Origin of the sequence: Streptomyces sp. NBC_01351, from assembly GCF_036237315.1 — a bacterium.
In the GTDB taxonomy this organism is placed as follows: Bacteria; Actinomycetota; Actinomycetes; order Streptomycetales; family Streptomycetaceae; genus Streptomyces.
Genome location: NZ_CP108356.1, coordinates 7,185,369 through 7,205,621 on the forward strand (window position 1 = coordinate 7,185,369; position 20,253 = coordinate 7,205,621).

15 protein-coding genes are annotated in these 20,253 nt (G+C 72.5%); 7 read left to right on the plus strand and 8 right to left on the minus strand.

Translation table 11 applies throughout. The annotated features are described in order from the left end of the window. The first annotated feature begins 56 nt into the window (after positions 1-56). Positions 57-2,018, plus strand: coding sequence for a flavin monoamine oxidase family protein (locus tag OG625_RS33210; RefSeq protein ID WP_329388354.1), 1,962 nt, complete (start codon positions 57-59; stop codon positions 2,016-2,018). Positions 2,019-2,032: 14 nt separating this feature from the next. Here the strand turns inward: OG625_RS33210 and OG625_RS33215 are convergent, their stop codons facing one another. From OG625_RS33215 to katG, 3 genes are all read right to left on the minus strand, one after another. After that, a complete protein-coding gene (locus OG625_RS33215; RefSeq protein ID WP_329388356.1) occupies positions 2,033-3,937 on the minus strand; it encodes a CASTOR/POLLUX-related putative ion channel in 1,905 nt (634 codons plus the stop codon). 170 nt (positions 3,938-4,107) lie between these two features. Beyond that, positions 4,108-4,992: a S1 family peptidase gene (locus OG625_RS33220; protein WP_329388358.1), complete on the minus strand. Its 885-nt coding sequence runs from the start codon at positions 4,990-4,992 to the stop codon at positions 4,108-4,110. A 209-nt stretch (positions 4,993-5,201) separates the two neighbouring features. Beyond that, a complete protein-coding gene (gene katG, locus OG625_RS33225) occupies positions 5,202-7,412 on the minus strand; it encodes a catalase/peroxidase HPI (protein ID WP_329388360.1) in 2,211 nt (736 codons plus the stop codon). A gap of 252 nt (positions 7,413-7,664) precedes the next feature. Between katG and OG625_RS33230 the strand changes: the two genes are divergently transcribed. Together OG625_RS33230 and OG625_RS33235 are read left to right on the plus strand one after the other, a co-directional pair. Further along, positions 7,665-8,078, plus strand: a complete 414-nt coding sequence (locus tag OG625_RS33230; protein ID WP_329388362.1) for a Fur family transcriptional regulator — start codon at positions 7,665-7,667, stop codon at positions 8,076-8,078. 110 nt (positions 8,079-8,188) lie between these two features. Further along, positions 8,189-10,324 (plus strand): FUSC family protein, encoded by a 2,136-nt coding sequence (locus OG625_RS33235; RefSeq protein WP_329388363.1) that lies wholly within the window; start codon positions 8,189-8,191, stop codon positions 10,322-10,324. 67 nt (positions 10,325-10,391) lie between these two features. On the opposite strand, the gene OG625_RS33240 is transcribed toward OG625_RS33235, so the two are convergent. The 3 genes from OG625_RS33240 to OG625_RS33250 form a co-directional block, all read right to left on the minus strand. Then, positions 10,392-12,893 (minus strand): discoidin domain-containing protein, encoded by a 2,502-nt coding sequence (locus tag OG625_RS33240; protein WP_329388365.1) that lies wholly within the window; start codon positions 12,891-12,893, stop codon positions 10,392-10,394. Positions 12,894-13,084: 191 nt separating this feature from the next. Next, the gene (locus tag OG625_RS33245) at positions 13,085-13,822 is read right to left on the minus strand and encodes a TetR/AcrR family transcriptional regulator (protein ID WP_329388367.1); all 738 of its coding nucleotides are present in this window, start codon (positions 13,820-13,822) and stop codon (positions 13,085-13,087) included. Positions 13,823-13,857: 35 nt separating this feature from the next. Further along, positions 13,858-14,283 (minus strand): SCO4225 family membrane protein, encoded by a 426-nt coding sequence (locus OG625_RS33250; RefSeq protein WP_329388369.1) that lies wholly within the window; start codon positions 14,281-14,283, stop codon positions 13,858-13,860. A 232-nt stretch (positions 14,284-14,515) separates the two neighbouring features. On the opposite strand from OG625_RS33250, the gene OG625_RS33255 reads away from it, so the two are divergent. The 4 genes from OG625_RS33255 (at position 14,516) to OG625_RS33270 (ending at position 17,575) form a co-directional block, all read left to right on the plus strand. Then, positions 14,516-15,115 carry a hypothetical protein gene (locus OG625_RS33255; RefSeq protein WP_329388371.1) on the plus strand — a complete coding sequence of 200 codons (600 nt, stop codon included), beginning with the start codon at positions 14,516-14,518 and terminating at the stop codon, positions 15,113-15,115. Between the two features lie 115 nt (positions 15,116-15,230). Next, a complete protein-coding gene (locus OG625_RS33260) occupies positions 15,231-15,701 on the plus strand; it encodes a hypothetical protein (RefSeq protein WP_329388373.1) in 471 nt (156 codons plus the stop codon). 117 nt (positions 15,702-15,818) lie between these two features. Further along, entirely contained in the window at positions 15,819-16,385 is a 567-nt protein-coding gene (locus OG625_RS33265) for a hypothetical protein (protein WP_329388375.1), read from the plus strand. A gap of 197 nt (positions 16,386-16,582) precedes the next feature. Continuing rightward, positions 16,583-17,575, plus strand: coding sequence for a serine/threonine-protein kinase (locus tag OG625_RS33270; protein ID WP_329388376.1), 993 nt, complete (start codon positions 16,583-16,585; stop codon positions 17,573-17,575). Positions 17,576-17,601: 26 nt separating this feature from the next. Here OG625_RS33270 and OG625_RS33275 read toward each other — a convergent pair whose 3' ends face one another. Then, positions 17,602-17,832, minus strand: coding sequence for a response regulator transcription factor (locus OG625_RS33275; protein WP_329388378.1), 231 nt, complete (start codon positions 17,830-17,832; stop codon positions 17,602-17,604). Between the two features lie 143 nt (positions 17,833-17,975). Next, the gene (locus OG625_RS33280; protein WP_329388380.1) at positions 17,976-20,141 is read right to left on the minus strand and encodes a SpoIIE family protein phosphatase; all 2,166 of its coding nucleotides are present in this window, start codon (positions 20,139-20,141) and stop codon (positions 17,976-17,978) included. Between the last annotated feature and the right edge of the window lie 112 nt (positions 20,142-20,253).

Here is a 20,253-nt window from a genome sequence, read left to right on the forward strand (position 1 = left end):
ACCGCCCGAGGGGCTTTCGGTCGTCCGGGCCGCCGGGAGGCCGCAAGAGTTGGCTCATGATCACGGACCCGCTCCCCGCCCCCGAACCCTCCGCCGAGCCCGCCCCGGAGCCCGCTCGCCGGCCCTCGCGCCGCAAGGTCATCGCCGGCGCGGCCGCCGTCGCCGGCGCCGCCACGCTGACGGTCGCCGCCGCCAACGCCGAGACCCCCCAGGCACCCTCCGGTTCCGCCGGTCCCGACTGGGACACCTGCCTGACCGTCGCCCGGGCCATCCTCGTACGGGACGAGAAGGACCAGCCGCTCGTACCGCGCTACGCGGACGTCCTCCTCAAGGACGGCCTGCCCAAGAACCGCGGCGCCGCGGGCCGTCCCGGCAAGCAGGTGCTGGTCGTCGGCGCCGGGCCCGCCGGGCTCACCGCCGCCCACCTGCTGCGCGAGGCCGGGCACAAGGTCACGGTCATCGAGGCCAACGCCAACCGGGTGGGCGGCCGCATCAAGACCTTCCGCACCGGCGGCCACGAGAAGGCCGCGGCTCCCTTCGCGGACCCGAAGCAGTACGCCGAGGCCGGGGCCATGCGCATCCCCGACAGCCACCCGCTGGTCACCGGGCTGATCGACAGCCTGGGCCTGAAGCGCAGGCGCTTCCACCTGGTCGACGTCGACGGGGCCGGCCGCCCCGCGTACCGGACGTGGATCTACGTCAACGGCATCCGGGTGCGCCGGGCCGACTACGCGCGCAGCCCCCAGGCCCTCAACCGCTCCTTCGGCGTTCCGAAGGCCTACGAGTCCCTGCCCGCCTCCCAGATCGTGCGGAACGCCTTCGCCCCCGTGCGCAAGGAGATCGAGGGCAGGAAGGACAAGGAGCTCGTCGAGGGCTGGGCGCGCGTCGTCCAGCGGTACGGCCACATGTCGATGTACCGCTACCTCACCGAGGAGGCGAAGCTCGACGAGCGGACCATCGACCTGATCGGCACCGTCGAGAACCTCACCTCCCGCCTCCACCTCGCCTTCATCCACAGCTTCATCGGGGCCTCGCTGATCAGCCCCGACACCGCCTTCTTCGAACTCCCCGACGGCACCGCCACATTGGCCGACGCGCTCTACGCCCGGGTCAAGGACCTCGTACGGCTCGACCGGCGCGCCACCCGGATCACGCACGGCGGGGGCAAGGTCAGCATCGACACCGTCTCCGAGGGCCGCGACGGCACCGTGCGGCGGGAGACCTTCACCGGCGACACCGCGATCATCACGGTGCCCTTCTCCGGGCTGCGGCACATCCCGGTCGCACCCGCGCTCTCGTACGGCAAGCGGCGCGCCGTCACCGAACTGCACTACGACGCCGCCACCAAGGTGCTGCTGGAATTCAGCCGTCGCTGGTGGGAGTTCGACGAAGCCGACTGGAAGCGCGAACTGGAAGCCGTCAAGCCCGGTCTGTACCGGAACTACCAGGTCGCGAAGACCTCGGCGGACGGGTCCCTGCTGGGCGCCCACTCCTCCGTACCCGACGGCCGCATCTCGGACGCCCAGCGCGCCCACTACGCCGCCTGCCGCGTGGTCACCCGCGACCAGCCCGAGGCGGCCGGTGTCATCGGCGGCGGCTCGGCGACCGACAACCCGAACCGCTTCATGTTCCAGCCCTCCTACCCGGTCGAAGGCAGCGCCGGAGGCGTGGTCCTCGCCTCCTACAGCTGGTCCGACGACGCGCTGAAGTGGGACTCCCTCGACGACGAGGAGCGCTACCCGCGCGCGCTCGCCGGGGTCCAGGAGGTGTTCGGGCAGCGGATCGAGGTGTTCTACACCGGAGTCGGCCGCACCCAGTCCTGGATGCGCGACCCGTACGCCTACGGCGAGGCCTCCGTACTGCTGCCCGGCCAGCACACCGAGCTCTTCCCCCACGTCCGCAAGGCGGAAGGCAACCTGCACTTCGCCGGCTGCCACACCTCCATCAAGCCCGCGTGGATCGAAGGTGCCCTGGAATCGGCGGTACGGACCGCCCTGGAGGTCCACCAGGCGCAGTAGGTTCCGGTCCGCCGTCAGCCCTCGGCGAGGACGATCAGCCAGTCGCCCTCGCCCAGGCGGATCCGCTCCCGCTTGTCCGGGTTGATCCGCACGCCGAAGTCGGGACCGATGCCTGCCCGGGCTCGCAGGCGGAAGCCGACCGCGCATTCACCGCGGCGGCGCGCCGCCTCGACGGCGGTGGCGAAGCCGATCTCGGAGCCGGCCCGGACGTAGTCCGCGGCGGGCTTCAGGTACAGCTCGTTCCCCTCCGCGCTGAACAACTCCTCGAAGACCAGCGCGAGATGAGGGCTCTCCGAGATCTGGGTCATCAGGAGGCTGATCAGCCGGCCGCTCACGATGAAGTCCGCGCCCTCCCGGGCGGGCGCGAGGAGCCGGTTGCCGTCGTCCGACATCTCGGTGGTGAGCGAGAGCTCGCGCTGCGCGGCCTCCCCGATGGCCCGCAGATGGAGCAGGGTGACCAGTGTCCGGTCGTCCGTCCGCGACTCCGTGTCGGCCGTGGTCGTGGCCGGGGCCGCCGGTTCCCGGCAGGTCTCCTCGCCCACGACGATCACGCTGTCGTACGAGGGCACGTCCAGCTTGGCGAGGACCAGGGGATCGGTGATGTCCCCGTCGTGGAAGGCCACTTCGAGTCGCTGCCGGGGGATGCCGAGGTCGCCGGCGCCCAGGGCCACGACGTCCAGGGTGCTCCCGGGGCCCACGTACTGGTCGAGCTGCTCGACGACGAGCGGGGCGCGGCGGTTCCAGCCGAGCAGGAGCAGGCGTTCGGGCAGGGCGGGCCGTGGGGCGGCCGCCACGATGGCCCCCTCGTCGACCCAGGAGGCCACGTCCAGCTGGACGGCCGTGTCGTCGTCCCGCGAGATGACGATGATCCGGTCGCCCGCGCCGATCGGCGTCCCCGGATCCGGATTGAGCGCGACGCCGCCGTCCGCGCGCAGCAGGCCGACCGCCGAAGAGGTGGCGAAGGACAGCAGAGCCTCGCCGAAGGTGCGCCCGGCGAGCCCCTGTGCGGCGGCGGTGTAGAACTCGTCGCCCTCGAAGTCCAGGAGCTCCTGGTACACGAGCGAGAGGCCGGGCTGGCGGGCGGTCTGGACGAGGAGCCGGGCGACGATGTCGTCCACGCACAGGACGTGTCCGCCCGGCCCGGCGGCCAGCCCGGCGGTCAGGTGGTTGCGGGTGTCGCGGACCGCCGCGACCACCACCGCTCCGCCGTCCCCGGGGACGGCCGCGCCGAGGGCGAGCAGCGTCTTCACCACGTGGGCGTCGGCGTCCTCCCCGCCGGAAGGCAGCACCAGTACGGCCTTCGCCGTCTCCGGACTCACCCGGCGGAGCTCGGTGGGGTCGGTGGTGCTGCCGTTGCGGCAGATGATCCGCGTCGTGCCGGTGTCGGTGACGCGGGCGGAGATCTCGTCCTCCATCTCCACCTTGTCCTTCGGCGCGAGGACGGCGACGGCCGCACGCCGCTGGTTGGCGTTGGCGGCGACCAGCTCCCCGACCACGGGGTAGACCTGGTCGGACCATCCCAGGACCACGGTGTGCCCCGCCTCCAGCACGGTGGAATGGCCCCGGCGGAGCAGCATGAGGCGCTTGTTGATGCCCGTGGTGATCAGACTGACCAGGGTCGACACGAAGAGCAGCGCCACCAGCGCGAGCGTGACGGAGGCCAGGACGTGGAGCGGGGAACCGACCGCGCCCCCGAGCTTGAGGGTCTGACCGACGCTGACCCACACCGCCGTGAGCCGCCCGGCGAGGGTCGTCGGAGGCGTCGGCCCGGACCAGACGAGGACCGCGCTCGCCGGGATCACGACGGCGAGGCAGCCCAGGGCGAGCCAGCCGACGAGCCCGGCCGTTCCGCCCGCCACCAGATTGTCGAACCTGTACCGAAGCCGCAGGCGGAGTGACGTCGTGAGGTGCTGCGCCACGCAAGCTCCCGAGCATGAGACGTGCCGTCGGGCGGCTGCCCGCCGCCCTCGGACCCACCCTAGGGAACGGGGAACGCGATTCCGCCCCGTGGCCCGCGAGCTCACTCAGAGGTATGAAAGATCCACCGGCGGGGCCGGCATCGGATGACGGCCCCGCGCGGCGGTGCGGGTCAGTACAGGGAGACCTTGTACTTGGCGAGGACCTCGGGGACCGGCTGGTAGAAGGTCGTGCCGCCGACGGAGCAGTTGCCGCTGCCGCCGGAGGTGATGCCGAGCGCCTTCGTGCCGTCGTAGAGCGCACCGCCCGAGTCGCCGGGCTCCGCGCACACGTTGGTCTGGATCATCCCGCGGACGGTTCCGCCGCCGCTGTAGTGGACGGTGGCGTTGAGGGCGGTGACCGTACCGCTCTTGGTGCCCGTGGTGGAGCCGCTGCGCTTGACCGGCTCGCCCACGTAGGCGTTGGCGGCGGTGAAGCCGCCGGGGGCGCTGATCGCCGCGTTGTCGTAGCGGACGAGGGCGTAGTCGTTGCCGGGGAAGCTGGAGCCCACGGTGGGGCCGATCAGCGTGCTCTGCGCGGAGTTGGTGTACCAGGTGTCGGCGACGTCGCCGCAGTGGCCGGCGGTCAGGAAGTACCGGGTGCTGCCGCTGACGGCGTTGAAGGCGACCGAACAGCGGTATCCGCCGCCGTAGATGGCGTCGCCCGGACCGAGCAGGCGGGTGAACGTCCCGGGAGTGCGCTCGACGCGCAGCGCGCCGGCGTGGGCGCCCGCGGCCTTCCTGATCTTCGCGAGGCCGGCCTCGGACACGGTGCTGTCGGCCGTGACGACGACCCGCCCGCTCGCCGGGTCCGTGTACCACGCGGTGCCGCCGACGTCCGCGCCGAGCACGGCCCGGTCGACCGCGGCGAGTTCGGCCGCGCCGAAGGTCTTGGGGGCGGCGGCCTCCGCGGCCTGCCCGGTGAGGACGGTGGCCGCCAGCAGGCCGATGGCGGCGGTCGCGATCGCGGTGCGCCGGGTGGTGGGGGTGGTGCGGGACGAGGTGCGCGTGTTCCTCACTGGTCTCCTCCTCGGAGCGTCGGGGCCCGTGGGGTGGTGGGCCCTGTGAGGCCCGTCAGGAATGGCGTGTTCCTGACAAGCGCTCCGGGGAGTATGCGGAAGCCCGTCATCCCGCACAAGACCGCGGGCGTCCCGCGGATTTCCCGCAGTCTTCACGCGGCACGAAGACGTCCGGGCCGGCCCGTGGGGGCCGGCCCGGACGTAGTCGATCAGACCAGGTCGAACCGGTCGAGGTCCATGACCTTGCTCCACGCCGAGACGAAGTCCTTCACGAACTTCTCCTTGGCGTCGTTGCCCGCGTAGACCTCCGCGAGGGCGCGCAGCTCGGAGTGCGAGCCGAAGACGAGGTCGGCGCGGGTGCCGGTCCACTTGACGGCGCCCGAGGCGTCACGGCCCTCGTACTCGTCCTGCGCGGCGGACGTCGACTTCCACGTCGTGCCCATGTCGAGCAGGTTGACGAAGTAGTCGTTGGACAGGGTGCCCGGGCGGTCCGTGAAGACGCCGTGCTTCGAGCCGGCGTGGTTGGCGCCCAGGACGCGCAGACCACCGACGAGGACCGTCAGCTCGGGAGCGGAGACGGTCAGCAGGTTCGCCTTGTCGAGCAGCAGGTACTCGGCCGGCAGGCGGGTGCCCTTGCCGACGTAGTTGCGGAACCCGTCCGAGGACGGCTCGAGCGCGGCGAAGGACTCGACGTCCGTCTGCTCCTGCGTCGCGTCGACACGGCCCGCGGTGAACGGCACCTCGACCTCGACGCCACCGTCCTTGGCGGCCTTCTCGACGGCCGCGGAGCCCGCGAGCACGATGAGGTCGGCCAGCGAGACCTTCTTGGCGCCGGAGTTGAAGGCGGCCTGGATGCCCTCGAGCGTGCGGAGCACCTGCGCGAGGTCGTCCGGGTTGTTGACCTCCCAGTTGCGCTGCGGCTCCAGGCGGATGCGGGCACCGTTGGCGCCGCCGCGCTTGTCGCTGCCGCGGAAGGAGGAGGCCGCGGCCCAGGCCGCGGAGACCAGCTGGGAGACCGTGAGGTCCGAACCGAGGATCTGCTCCTTGAGGGAGGCGATGTCCGCGGCGTCGATCAGCTCGCCCTCGCGGGCCGGCAGCGGGTCCTGCCACAGCAGCGTCTCGGCGGGGACCTCCGGGCCGAGGTAGCGCACGATCGGGCCCATGTCACGGTGCGTGAGCTTGTACCAGGCGCGGGCGAAGGCGTCCGCGAACTGGTCCGGGTTCTCGTAGAAGCGGCGCGAGATCTGCTCGTAGACCGGGTCGAAACGCAGCGACAGGTCCGTGGTGAGCATGGTCGGGAGGTGCTTCTTCGACGCGTCGAAGGCGTCGGGGATGATCGCCTCGGCGTTCTTCGCCACCCACTGGTTCGCGCCGGCCGGGCTCTGGGTGAGCTCGTACTCGTACTCGAACAGGTTCTTGAAGAATTCGTTGCCCCACGCGGTCGGGGTGCTGGTCCAGGTGACCTCGAGACCACTGGTGATCGCGTCGGCGCCCTTGCCGGAGCCGTACGTGCTGGACCAGCCGAAGCCCTGGGCCTCGAGCGGGGCGGCCTCGGGGTCGGCGCCGACGTTGTCCGCCGGGCCCGCGCCGTGGGTCTTGCCGAAGGTGTGGCCACCGGCGATGAGGGCGACGGTCTCCTCGTCGTTCATCGCCATGCGGCGGAAGGTCTCGCGGATGTCGCGGGCCGCGGCGATCGGGTCCGGGTTGCCGTTGGGGCCCTCCGGGTTGACGTAGATCAGACCCATCTGGACCGCGCCGAGCGGGCTCTCCAGCTCGCGGTCGCCGGTGTAGCGCTCGTCGCCGAGCCAGGTGGTCTCGGGACCCCAGTAGACGTCCTCGTCGGCCTCCCACACGTCGGCGCGGCCGCCGGCGAAGCCGAAGGTCTTGAAGCCCATGGTCTCCAGGGCGACGTTGCCGGTGAGGATCATCAGGTCGGCCCAGGAGATGGACTGGCCGTACTTCTGCTTGACCGGCCACAGCAGACGGCGGGCCTTGTCCAGGTTGCCGTTGTCCGGCCAGGAGTTCAGGGGGGCGAAACGCTGCTGGCCGGCGCCCGCGCCGCCGCGGCCGTCGCTGATGCGGTACGTGCCGGCGCTGTGCCAGGCCATACGGATCATGAGCGGGCCGTAGTTGCCGAAGTCGGCCGGCCACCAGTCCTGGGAAGAGGTGAGGACCTCGGCGATGTCCCGCTTCAGGGCCGCGAGGTCGAGGTTGTTGAACGCCTCGGCGTAGTCGAACTCCTCACCGAGCGGGTTCGCCACGGCGGGGTTCTTCGCGAGGATCTTCAGGTTGAGGCGATCCGGCCACCACTGGCGGTTTCCGCCGCCTTGGGTCGGGTGCGAGGCGCGACCGTGCGCGACGGGGCAGCCGCCGGCCTCAGCGTTCGCGTCTGCGGCGTGTACGTCATGGTTCTCAGACATGGGAATCCTTCCGGACCCGGGGGGTCATGGTGCTGAGAGGAACTGCGTGCGGCGGACCGGGCGGGGCACATCCGTCACGGCTTCGTCTCGGACCGCACTCGGCATCTTCTTGTCACTTGGCTAACGACGAAACCGATCCTACGATGGACGGAGTCCAAGTCAAGAACCGTGTCAAAGCCATATCAAATCGGATCCCGGATAATTTCCGGTGAAGGTTCGGGAACCCCGTCGATCCTGAAGAGGTGGACCGATATGAGTGACCTGCTGGAGCGACTGCGAGAGCGTGGCTGGCGGCTGACCTCCCAGCGCCGTGTCGTTGCGGAGGTCCTCAACGGCGACCACGTGCACCTCACGGCCGACGAGGTGCACGCCCGCGCGGCGCAGCTGCTGCCCGAGATCTCCCGGGCGACCGTCTACAACGCCCTCGGCGAGCTGGTCTCCCTCGGCGAGGTGGTGGAGGTCTCCACCGACGGCCGCGCCAAGCGGTACGACCCCAACGCGCACCGCCCCCACCAGCACCTGATCTGCTCCGGCTGCGGCCTCATCCGCGACGTCCACCCGACCGGAGACCCCCTGGCCGGCCTCCCGCCCGAGGGACGGTTCGGCTTCGAGGTCTCCGGGGCCGAGGTCACCTACCGCGGGCTGTGCCCGGGCTGCGCCCGGTGATTCAGCCGATCTCGACCATCCGGGCCCAGGCGGGCGGCGCGTCCGGGACGTAGCGGCGGAGGTCGGCCGGCGCGGGTGCCGGGGTGCCGCGGGTGGCCGATCCTGGGGGCATGGGTACGAACGGCGCCGCCTACGCGGCCGCGGCCCGCCGATCGCTGCGGGTCACGCTGGCCGCGGGGGCCGGGTTCTACCTCTTCCTGTACGGCTTCGGGCAGTCCGTGGCGGCCACCTACGCGTTGTTCGCCGCGGTGGCGCTGGCCGGGTTGTCGCGCATCCCGGGGACCGGGCGGCAGCGGGCCGCCGTGCTGCTGAGGCTGCTTCCGGCGGCCTGGCTGCTGGTGGTCGTGGGCACCTTCCTGGCCGTACGGACCTGGAGCGCGGTCGCCGGGATGCTGGTCATCGGCTTCGCGCTGGCCTTCGTCGCCGCGGGCGGGCCCCGACCCGCGGGCGCCGCGCCGGGGCTTCAGCTGCTGTACATCCTGCCGTCCTTCCCGCCGTATGCCCCGGACACCCTGGGGGAGCGGCTCGTCGGCACCACCACCGGGATCCTGCTGCTGGTGATCGCCGAGGCCCTCGTCCTGCCCGATCCGCCGACCGTGCCCTACCGGGAGCTCGCCGCCCGCGCCGCGGTCACCGCCGAACGCTGCGCCGGGGAACTGGCCCGGGCCCCGTACGAGCTGTCCCCGGCCGCGGGCGCCGCCGCCACGGCCGCGGCCATGGCGCTGCGGCCCTCGAAGGTCCCGGAGGCGGAACGCCCCGCCGGGCCCGGGGTCCGCTCCCGCGGCCTGGCCCACGCCGGGCTGGCGGCCCGCACCCTGCTGAACCGGCTGGGCCGGCTGCCCGCCCCGCCGCCGGGTCGCGCCCCCACGGAAGCGGGCCTCGGCCTGCTGCGCGCCGTCGGGCGGTCCGCGGCGGACAGCGCCGCGCTGCTGCGGGGTGTTTCAGGTGCCGGGACGGCGGACTCCGGACCGGGCCGGGAACGTGCGCTGCTCGCCGCCGCTCCGGCCGCGGGGGCCCCGCCGGCGGAGCTGCGCCTCCGGGCGGACCTGCTGGAGCTGGCCGACGCCGCGCTGGCGCTGTCCACGGCCGCGGGGCTGGCCGTACGGGGGCGGGAGGCCGTGCCCGGCATGCCCATCGGCCGGTTCTGGTACGCGGGGATGCGGGCGCCGGAGCTGTGGTGGCGGCGGCTGGTGGGGCACGCGGGGAGCCGGTCGGTCTTCTTCCAGAACGCGGTACGGATCAGTTTGGCGCTGGCCGCCGCCCGGGCCGTCGCCGGACTGGCCACGCTGCCGCACGGCTTCTGGGCGATGCTGGCGACGCTCACGCTCACCCGCACCACCCTCGACGCCACCCGCAGCGGCATTCGCCAGGCGGTGGCCGGGACACTGATCGGGGCCCTGTGTACGGCCGGGGTGATCGCCCTGGTGGGCACCCACACCACGGTGTACGCCGCCGTACTGCTTCCGCTGCTGATGTTCACCTTCACGGTGGGGCCGGTGAAGGGCGTCGGCTGGGCGCAGGCGCTGTTCGCGCCGACGGTGGCCCTGGTCTTCGCCCAGCTGGCGCCCGCCACCTGGCGGCTCGCCGAGGTACGGCTGCTGGACGTGTTGGTCGGGAGCGCGATCGGCGCGGTCTTCGGACTGCTGGCCTGGCCGCGCGGAGCGCAGCAGGAGGTACGGCGCTCGGGCGTGGTGCTGCTGAGGTCCGCGGCCGAGGCCGTGGTCACCACGACCGCGGCCGTCGCCGCCGGCGGGGTACGGGATCCGGACGCGCCCCCGGAACACGGGTCGCTGCGGCATGCGCTCGTGCTGGCGGAGTCGGCGTTCGCGCAGCTGCAGAGCGAGCCGGGGGCCGGGAAGGGGGAGTCCCCGGAGGTCGACTGGCAGGCGGTGCTGCTCACCGGGCACCACGCCCTGTGGGGCGCCGACCGGGTGCTGCTGGCGCCCGCACCGGTGCGGGGGCCGGCGGCGCCCGTTCTCGTACCGCCGCTGGAACCGGAGGCGGCCGCCGCGCTGACGCGGCTGGGGGACCGGGTGGCGGGGCGGATGCTGCTGCTGTCCGCGGTGCTGGACCCGATCGGGGGAAACGGGAAGGCCCCCGACGCGCCGCTCGGGAGCGGGGGTGCGTCGGAGGCCGTCCCGGCCGGGGCGCCGGGCGGCTACTACGCCGCGGACGCCTGGCTGGAGGCGCTGCTGGCGGAGCTGGAACGGATCACCGGCCGGGGCCCGCAGCGGGCGGGACACTGACGGTGACCGCGGCTCACGGGGTGCACGGGGTGCACGGGGCTCGCGCGGCTCACGTCGAGCCCGTGGCTCACGGGGCGATCGTCACGAACGTGGCGATGCTCGGCACCCCCTGGGCGTCCAGGGCGAAGAGCATGTAGGTGCCCGGCAGCACCACGCCCGTGTCGGCGGGGACGGACACCGCGTACGCGTGCGTTCCCGTGGCCGTTGACTGCAGCGGGATCCTTCGTTGGTCGTTGTCCGTGGAGTGGGTCGCGGCAGCGGCCCGCATCAGGACGAACGACGACACCGGGCCCTGGGTGGTCACCGCGAGCGAGGTACCCGGCGGGATCCGGTGGGGTACGCCGCCCGTGATGACGGGACGCGGCTTGGGCGAACCGTCCGCGTTGAGCAGGTACGGCGGGGTGAACACGGCTCCGTCGGCGTGGTTCGTCGCGCAATCACCGCACAGGCCACCGCCACCCGAGAAGATCCGCCCGTCCGGCAACAGGTTCGCCACGCTGTGGTAGTTGCGCGGTATGGCCATGGTGGCGAGCGGGGTGAAGGCGCCGGTCGCCGGGTCCCACAGCTCGGGGGCCAGGACGGAGGTCGCGTCGCTGAACGGCACCGGGAAGTTCTGCCCGCCGAAGACGGCCACCTTGCCGTCAGGCAGGACGACGCTGTTGCTGAAGCCGCGGGCGTGGAGCATGTCGCCCGTGCGCGCGGACGTGACCTGGCTGCCCGAGACGTTCACCGTGTAGGCGCGCGTGGTCGCCGGAACGTTCTCGTAGGCGGGCGAGCCGCCCAGCGTGAGCAGTTTGCCGACGTCGTAGGAGACGGCGTTGCCGGTCATGGCGTCCGGGCTGTCGGCCCGGGGGCCGGCGGCGGTGATGCTGCCGTTGCCGGTCGTCGTGATCCAGTTCATCTGCTTGCTCGGCCCCAGCTGCAGCACCTTGCCGCCCGAAGTGGCGTACAGCCACATGTGGTTGTCGGCGCGGTAGGGGCCGGCCGGGTCGGCGGTCAGCGCCGGGGAGGCGGGGACGCCCGGGAGGCTGCGCCAGGTGCCGGTGACCGGCGACCAGAGCTCGCCGCCCTTGTCGGTTCCCGCGGTTCCGCTCCAGGATCCGCCGAGGACGAAGGCCTCACCGGTGGAGATCAGCGTCATGGCCTGGTAGCCGCGCGCGATGTTCATGTCGGTGGTGGCGGACCAGGCGTCGGTGGCCGGGTCGTAGATGCTCGCCTGTTCCGCGTTGCTGCCACCGGTCACGAGCACACGGCCGTCGGCGAGCATGGCTATGCCCGGACAGAACATGTCGTGGCCGGTGTTGTCGATCCGGCGCTGGGTGACCTTTCCGGTCTTCAGGTCCAGGATCGCGGTCTGGGTGTAGCCGTTGCTGCCGCCGAAGCGGTCGGTCGCGTACGCCGACCAGGCCAGCAGCTTGTCACCCGGCAGGACGGCGGTGGCGACGGGCACCAGCGGGAAGCCGGTGATCCGGTCCCAGGAGCCGTGGGCGGCGGCGTTGGCCGGTCCGCTCAGGCGGATCTCGGCGGCGGAGGTCCACGGACCGCGGCCGCCGGCCTCGGTGGTCACCGTCAGACGTATGAAGCGGGCGCTCTCGGCACGGGTGAAGGTGGCGGTCTTGACGGTGTCGTCGTCCCGCCAGGTACCCGCGGCCACCGGTGCGCGGAACGAACTGCCGTCGGTGCTGGTGGATATGGAGTACGCGCCCGCCCGGCCGTTGGGCCCGTCGCGGCGCGGCTGGTAGGTGAGGGCCGAGACGGTCTGGGTGCGGTGCATGTCGACGGTGATGGTGTGCGGCAGCGGGGCGGGGGTGCCGGTCCACTTGCTGTGCCAGATGGTCGTGGCGTCGCCGTCTAGCACGTTCGCCGCGCGGCCGTTCTCGCCGACGGTCTCCGCGTCGCTCGCCGTGGCCGTCCAGCCGGTCCTGGACAGGTCCACGGTGGCGGCGGGAGTGCCGGGGTCGCCCAGCAGGTCGAGCTCGGCGGCGGAGGTCCAGGGCCCGCGGCCGCCGGCCTCGGTGAGCGCGGTCAGCCGGACGAACCGGGCCCCCTGGGGCGCGAACCCGAGCGTCTTGGTGGTGGCGTCGTCCGCGAGGGTGCCGGTGGCGACCGGGCTCGCCCAGTTCTGCCCGTCCGTACTGACGCTGATGGCGTACTCGCCGAGGCGCCCGTTGGGTCCGTCGGAGCGGGGGCGGTAGACGAGTGCGGAGACCACCGCCGTGCGGTGCATGTCGACGGTGATGGTGTGCGGGAGCGGGGCGGGGGTGCCGGTCCACTTGCTGTGCCAGATGGTCGTGGCGTCGCCGTCGAGCACGTTCGCCGCGCGGCCGTTCTCGCCGACGGTCTCCTCGTCGCTCGCCGCGACCGTCCAGCCGGTCCGGTCGAGGACCGGAGCGGAGGGTTCCATGGCATTCGCCGGAGCGATGCCGTGGTGCGGCGACTGCTTCGCCGACTGCTGGTCGAAGGGCGTGCCCGCCGGTCCTGGCGGCGGAGTGCGGGCGGCCGGCGCCTGGCTCGCGACCCCGAGCCAGGGCGTCAGCCCGATCAGGAGCGACCCGAGGCCTGCGCCCACCAAGAGGTGGGACCGGCGTATCAGAGGGGGACGGGCCTGGCGTCGACTGAACTGCAAGCTGACCTCCTGGGGCGAACGGACGGGCGCCCTAGAACATAGGTCAGCGGGATGTGAACTCGCCTGGCAAACAGGCGAGTTGATACGTGAAGAGGTGCGAGTCGCGCACGCGCCGCGGGCGCCCGGGAGACGGCTCAGGCGGTCGGGCCGGAACTCTCGCCCGGGGACACCACGAGGCCGACGCTCTCGGCCGCCACGGCCACGGCGTAGTCGAAGAACGCGGCCTCGTCCCCGACGCTGTCGTGGGTACGGCTGAACACCTGGAAGACCAGCAGCCCGATCAGGCTGCTCCACAGCACGATGCCGCGCTCGATGACGTCCGAGTACGGGGCCTCGGGCGCCCCGCCGAACAGCTCCACGGCCGCGGGCAGGAGCAGCGGCGGGCCGGGCACCGCCCGCCGGGGCGGGGTGAGTTCACCGGCCACCAGCGCCGACCGCACGATGCCGGCGAGCACCGCGGGGGTGCGCGAGGCGGCCGCGACCGTGTCCTGCGGGGCGTGGTAGTCCGGCACGGGCGAGCCGTATATCAGGGCGAACTCGCCGGGGTTGTCGAAGGACCACTGTCGCAACGCACGCATGACCGCGAGCAGCCGCACACCCGCCGAGGCGCGGAGGTCCACCGCGGCCCGATCGGCCTGCTCCATCGCCGAGCCGGACGCGTCGTACGCATCGATCACCAGGGCGGTCAGCAGGTCGTCCCGGTGCGGGAAGAGGGCTTCCACCTCGGCGACGGCAAGGCCGCCGGCGCGCGCGACCCCGTCCGGGGACAGCCCCGCGGCCCCCACCTTCACCAGCTGCTGCCTCGCGGCGGCCTTGACCGCCCCCGCCGGCGTCGAGTTCTCGTCGTTCGAACGTGCTGCGGAAAGATCCATGCGGGCACCGTACCGGCCGACCGCACAGGCCCGGTTTACCGGGCCTGCCGGCGGCGTACCACGACGCGTGTCAGCGCCCAGAGGCACGTGGCGTTCGCCAGAGCGCCGAACAGCAGCGCGCCGTAGAAGCCGATCCCCGCCAGCGCCTCGAAGCCTTCGGCCAGGGACGAGTCCGCGCTCACCGCGGCCGGAAGTGGGGCGGCCTCCGCGGGGAGGGGCTCGACCGGCACCGGCGGGCCCGTGTGCGCGAGCCCGTGCGGCGCCGCGACGGGATCCCCAGGACCGGGGACGGCCATCAGCGCCAGGAGGCTGAGGGGTGCGGTCGCCAGCATCGGCCACATACCGGCGAAGCCCGCGTCCCCGGTCCGGCTGACCACCTCCACCCACAGCTGCATCCCGAGCACGGCGGCCACGTAGCCCCCGGGCACCCACATCTCAAGCTTCGACCTGCGAAGTTCCACTGCTCCCCCTTGAACGTCTCGCAGTCAGTATCGAGACGGTCGAGGGCGTGCGCCTGAGTACGACTACTCAGCCCGGTCGGCCTTTTAGTGGGTACCCCGGGGTGTGTCAAGTCCCGACTTTCCGGAACATGACCGGGGTGTGCCGATCGCGGCTTACTTGTGGTGCGGGCCTCACCGGAAACAGAACCGGAAAGCATACGAGTCACCGCATCTGAATCGGTAGGAGAAAGTCATGAACCGCAAGATTCGCACCAACAATGTTGTCCGTCCCCACCGCAAGGGATTCCGCATGGCGACGCTGGTCGCCTCGGCCGCGATGATCTCGGGAGGAGTCCTCCTTCCGGCGTCCATGGCGACGGCGGCTCCGATGCCGGCCCACGTGGCCGCGGCCTTCCCGGCCGCAGGAGGCGCCGGAGGGGACGGCGGGGAGGGCGGCGGCGGCCTCATCGGCGGCGGTGGTGGCTCCGGTGGTGGCGGTGGCGGCAGCGTCCTCGGTACCGGCGGCGCCGGAGGCAACGGCGGCAAGGGCGGCAACGGTGTCCTCGTCGGTGGCGCCGGCGGTGGCGGCGGTGGCGGCGGCGAAGGCGTGATCGGCGGCAAGGGCGGCAACGGCGGCGACGGTGGCTCCGGCATCCTCAAGGGCGGCAACGCCGGCAACGGCGGCGGTGGCGGCGACGGGGTCCTCAAGGGCGGCGCCGGCGGCAACGGCGGCAAGGGCGGCTTCGGCGTCTTCGACGGCGGCAACGGCGGCAAGGGCGGCAAGGGCGGCTTCGGCGGCATCCTCGGCGGCCTCGGCGGGAACGGTGGCGCCGGTGGCGGCAGCATCTTCTGACCCTCGCACCTGAGTCGCACCTGATCGGACGGGGTGGAGGCCTCCGGGCCTCCACCCCCTCACCCCCCACCCCAGAGCACCACCCGCAGTGATGCGGAAGCAGAAGGAGAACCCCATGTTCACGAGTTCCTGGCAGCGTCCGCTCGTCCTGGCGGCGGCCTCACTGGCTCTCGTCACCGGCACGGCGTGCGCCGCGCAAGCCTCGCAGTCGCAGGCCCCCGCGGTCGTCAGCTCCTCGCCCTCCCACTGCGTCATGGCCGGCGCGGGCGGCGAAGGCGGCGAAGGCGGCAAGGGCGGAGAGGGCGGCAAGGGTGGACAGCCCGGTCAGCCGGGTGAGCCCGGCAAGCCCGGTCAGGTGGGTTGCTTCCGCTTCGAGGACCTGCCCGACAAGTCGAAGTCCGAGCTGAACGCGATCGACAAGGTGCGCATCGTGATGGCCCTGATGACCGACGACACGGACGCCACGAAGGACAAGATCTCCAAGAAGTACAAGATCTCGCACGAGCAGCTCGACGACTGGAAGAAGGACTACCTCGCCGGCGACTGGTGCTCCCTGATGGCGGGCGGACTCCCCTTCTGCCTGTGATTCGACCCCATTCGGTCATCGGAAATCGCCCTTGCACATCGACATCGGAAACCGGCGCGGAAAGCGAGCGGGCAAACCGCGCCACGGACATTCAATTCCTCGGAAAGGGAGAACGTCATGAGCGTGCGCACCTGGAAGTTCCGTCTTGGTCTCGTCGTCTCGGCGACTCTGATCGGCGCCGGTGCGATGGTGCCGGCCGCCACGGCAGCACCGGTTCCCACGGCCGCGGTCGAGTACCAGGGGCCCTCACCCGGCGGCGGTGACGGCCGGACGGGCGGGAGCCGGTTCGGCAGCGGCGCGGCGCTCGGCGGAGTCAAGGTGGGCAACGGCAGCGTCCGCGTCGGCGACAAGGTCTGTGCGGGCAGCTGCAACGGATCGGTCAACGGCACCAACGGCACCAACGGCGGAGTCTGCGCCGGGCTGTGCAACGGCAGCGGCAACGGCGGCAACGGCACCAACGGCGGCCCCGGCGGCAATGGCACCAACGGGGGCAAGGGCGGGGTCTGCGTCGGGGTGTGCAACGGCAGCGTCAACGGGGGCACCGGCGGCAACGGCGGAGCCGCGCCGGCCACCGGCGGCAACGGCGGCAACGGGGGCTGGGGCGGCAGCGGCGGCATCTGCGTCGGCGTCGGCTGCCAGACCAGCGGCCAGGGCGGCCGCGGCGGCGACGGAGGCGAGGGCTGACCCCCCGCCGGCGCCCGTACGGCCGGTCGGCGACCGGCGAGGAACTGCTCCAGGGGGTCCCGTTCTCCTCCACACCGGGACCCCCTGGAGCACTGTCACGAGGACACTCGGATGAACCACTGGATAGAATTCACGGTATGGAAGGGCGGCCTGGCGCGTCCGTCGTCGGGTCGGCCCCGTGAAGGGGGCGGCACCGGATGGGCACGGCAGCGAACCTGAGCTCGTACACGGGCCGGCCCTCCGGCCTGATCGGCCGGCAGATCGCGGGTTACCGGGTCGAGCGCCTGATCGGCCGCGGCGGCATGGCCGTCGTGTACTGCGCGAAGGACCTGCGCCTGGACCGGATGGTCGCCCTCAAGCTGATCGCCCCGGAGCGCGCCCTCGACGAGACCTTCCGGCGCCGTTTCACCCACGAGTCACGGGTGGCTGCGAAGATCGACCACCCGCACATCGTGCCCATCTTCGAGGCCGGCGAGACCGACGGCGTCCTGTACATCGCCATGCGCTACGTCTCCGGCCTCGACCTGCGCGGTCTGCTGGACCGGGAGGGGCCGCTCCCCGTCGCGACCGCCCTGCGCATCGCCTCCCAGGTGGCCTCCGCACTCGACGCGGCCCACGAGCACGATCTGGTCCACCGGGACGTCAAGCCCGCCAACATCCTGGTCGCCGCGGGCACCGACAGCGACCACCCCGAGCACTGCTACCTCACGGACTTCGGGCTCACGAAGAAGGCGCTCTCGCTCACCGGGTTCACCACGGCGGGCGAGTTCGTCGGCACGCTCGACTACATGGCGCCGGAACAGATCACCGGCCGTCCCGTGGACGGCCGGTGCGATCTCTACAGCCTGGCCTGCGTGGTCTACGAGTCCCTCGCGGGCGGGCCCCCCTTCGAGCGCGACGAGGACGTGGCCCTGCTCTGGGCGCACCAATACGACCAGCCGCCTCCCGTGATCGAGAGGCGGCCGGACATCGCGCCCGCGGTGGACGAAGTGCTGGGGAAGGCCCTGGCGAAGATCCCCGAGGACCGGTACGGATCCTGCCTGGAGTTCGTGGCGGCCCTGCGGGTCGCGGCCGGGGCGGGCGCCGGGGCCGGTGTCGTCAAGCGCACCGTCCCGGGGAGGGCCGTGCCGCCGCCGGAGCCTCCGGCCTGGGCCCGGCCGGTCTTCGGCGGCCCGCCCGGCCTGCGGTAGACGCCCGCGGCCTCCGTGATCGGGTGCTAGAGCCCCAGGGAGATGGCCAGTCGGGTCATCTCCGCCGTGGTGTTGATGCCCAGCTTGGCCCGGATGCGGCGCAGGTAGGCGTCGACGGTGTGCTTGGAGAGTCCCATGAGGCGGGCCGTCTGCAGGTAGGTGCATCCGGCGGCGATGTAGCGCAGTGCCTCCTGCTCGCGCGGGGCGAGCGTGGGGGCGGGAGCTTCGACCTGCGGCATGGTGAGTGTGAGGCTCATGGGATTACCTCCGACGAATCGGCTCGGTCTCACTGCTCACGCCTTCGGAAGCAGGGGACATATCCCGAATGTCGTCGTATGTCCCTGATAAAGAGCTTGTTCGTCGGAGTTCATGGCGGTGTCCGCCGACTGTCACAGCGGTGTCACAGGGATCCGAAGTCGACGAGGGACTGCTCGGCCCAGATGGTCTTGCCGATCACCGTGTGCCGGGTGCCCCACCGCTTCGCGAGCTGGGCGACGAGCAGCAGGCCCCGCCCTCCCTCGTCGAAGATCCGGGCCCGCCGCATGTGCGGCGCGGTGCTGCTCGCGTCGGAGACCTCGCAGATCAGCGTGCTCTTCTCGTGGATCAGCCGCAGCTGGACGGGCGGCGCGCCGTAGCGGATGGCGTTGGTGACCAGCTCGCTCACCAGCAGCTCGGTGACGAAGGAGGCCTCCTCCAGCCCCCAGGCGGTCAGCTGCTCGGTGGTCTGCCGGCGGGCCTCGGAGACGACCGAGGGGTCGGAGGCCAGGTCCCAGACGACGACCTGGTCGGCATGGAGGGCCCGGGTCCGGGCCACGAGCAGGGCGACGTCGTCCTCGGGCCGGTGGGTCAGCAGCGCGGTCAGTACCCGGTCGCAGACCGTGTCCAGCGTGGAGGCGGGGCGGACCAGGGCCGCGAGCATCGTGTCCAGTGCCTCGTCGATGTCGTGGTCGCGGGTCTGCAGCAGGCCGTCGGTGTAGAGGGCGAGGACGCTGCCCTCGGGCAGCTCGACCTCGACGGTCTCGAAGGGCAGGCCGCCCAGACCCAGCGGCGGCCCGGCCGGGACGTCGAGGAGGTACGCCGAGCCCTCCGGGGTGACCACGGCGGGCGGCGGGTGACCGGCCCGGGCGACGGTGCAGCACCGGGTGACCGGGTCGTAGACCACGTACAGGCAGGTGGTGCCGATGCCCCCGGCGGCCTCCCCGTTGTCCTCCTGATCGGCCTCGTCGGCGGACAGGTGGATGATCAGGTCGTCGAGGTGGGTGAGCAGCTCGTCGGGCGGCAGATCGACGTCGGCCAGGGTGCGCACCGCCGTGCGCAGCCGGCCCATGGTGGCGGATGCACGGATGCCGTGACCCACGACATCGCCCACGACCAGGGCCACCCGGGCACCGGACAGCGGGATCACGTCGAACCAGTCGCCGCCCACCCCGGCCTCGGAGCCGGCCGGCAGGTAGCGGGAGGCGATGTCCACCGCCGCATGGTCCGGCAGCGTGTGCGGGAGCAGGCTGCGCTGCAGGGTCATGGTGCTGGTGTGCTCACGGGTGTACCGGCGGGCCTTGTGGATGCTGACGGCCGCCTTGGCCGTCAGCTCCTCGGCCAGCAGCAGGTCCTCCGGCCGGAACGGCTCCTGGCGCTCGTGACGGCTGAAGACCGCCAGGCCGAGCGTGACACCGTCGGCGCGCAGCGGCACCAGCATCAGGGCGCGGGCCCCGTACTCGCCGATCCAGGCGGCCGCGGGATCCTGGGACACCCAACGGGCCACGGCCGGGTCGGTGGCCGCGTACACGGCGCCGCGGCCCGAGGCCAGGCACTCGACGGCGGGGGAGAGCGGCGGATAGGCGCTCGTCGCTCCCACCGAGATCCGGGCCTCCGGGCTGCCGCCGAGGATCGACCGCACCGCGGTGCGGGACACGGTGACGGGCCCGGGAACGGCACGGGAGGACGCCCCGTCGGCGCGCGGGGGAGGCTCCAGCAGGTCGACGACCGCGAGGTCGGCCAGCCGGGGGACGGCCACGTCGACCAGCTCCTGCGCCGTACGGGCGCTGTCCAGGGTGGTGCCGATGAGCGCGCCGGCCACGTCCGGCATGAGCAGCTGCTGCCGCTCGCCCTCGATCGCGGCCCTGTCGTGCGCGGCCAGGCCCACCGCGCGCACCCGGCCGTCCGGATCGCGCAACGGGGTCAGCGAGGTCGCCCAGCCGCGCCCGTGCTCCGCCGAGCTCGTACCCGCCGGGCGGACGAAGGAGTCCAGGTGTTGCGGCTCACCGGTCTCCAGGGCCAGGCGCATCCTGCGCTCGGTCTCCTCGCTCACGGGATCCGGCGCGATCTCCGGCAGCCGCAGCCCGCGCATCTCGGCCTCCGTGAGCGACAGCGTGCGCTCCATGCCGGAGTTCGCCCGCAGCAGCCGCAGGTCGGCGTCGAAGATCGCCAGGAAGCAGGGGGACTGGTCGAAGGCCCAGTCCTTGAGGGCTTGGCCCCAGGACGTGGTGGTCGTGGCCGTGCGTGCCGACTCGTGGGAGGCGTTCGTCTCCTCCGGCCGCTCACCGGGGGAGGTGGGAAGTTGCTCCATCGCCGCTCATCTCGCCCTCGCTAGTTCCTTGCCGCGTTACGACGGCAACCCGCATGGCCAGGGGCTCCACTGACAAGCATGATCCGGCCGGGCAAGGAGCACCAACGCAGTG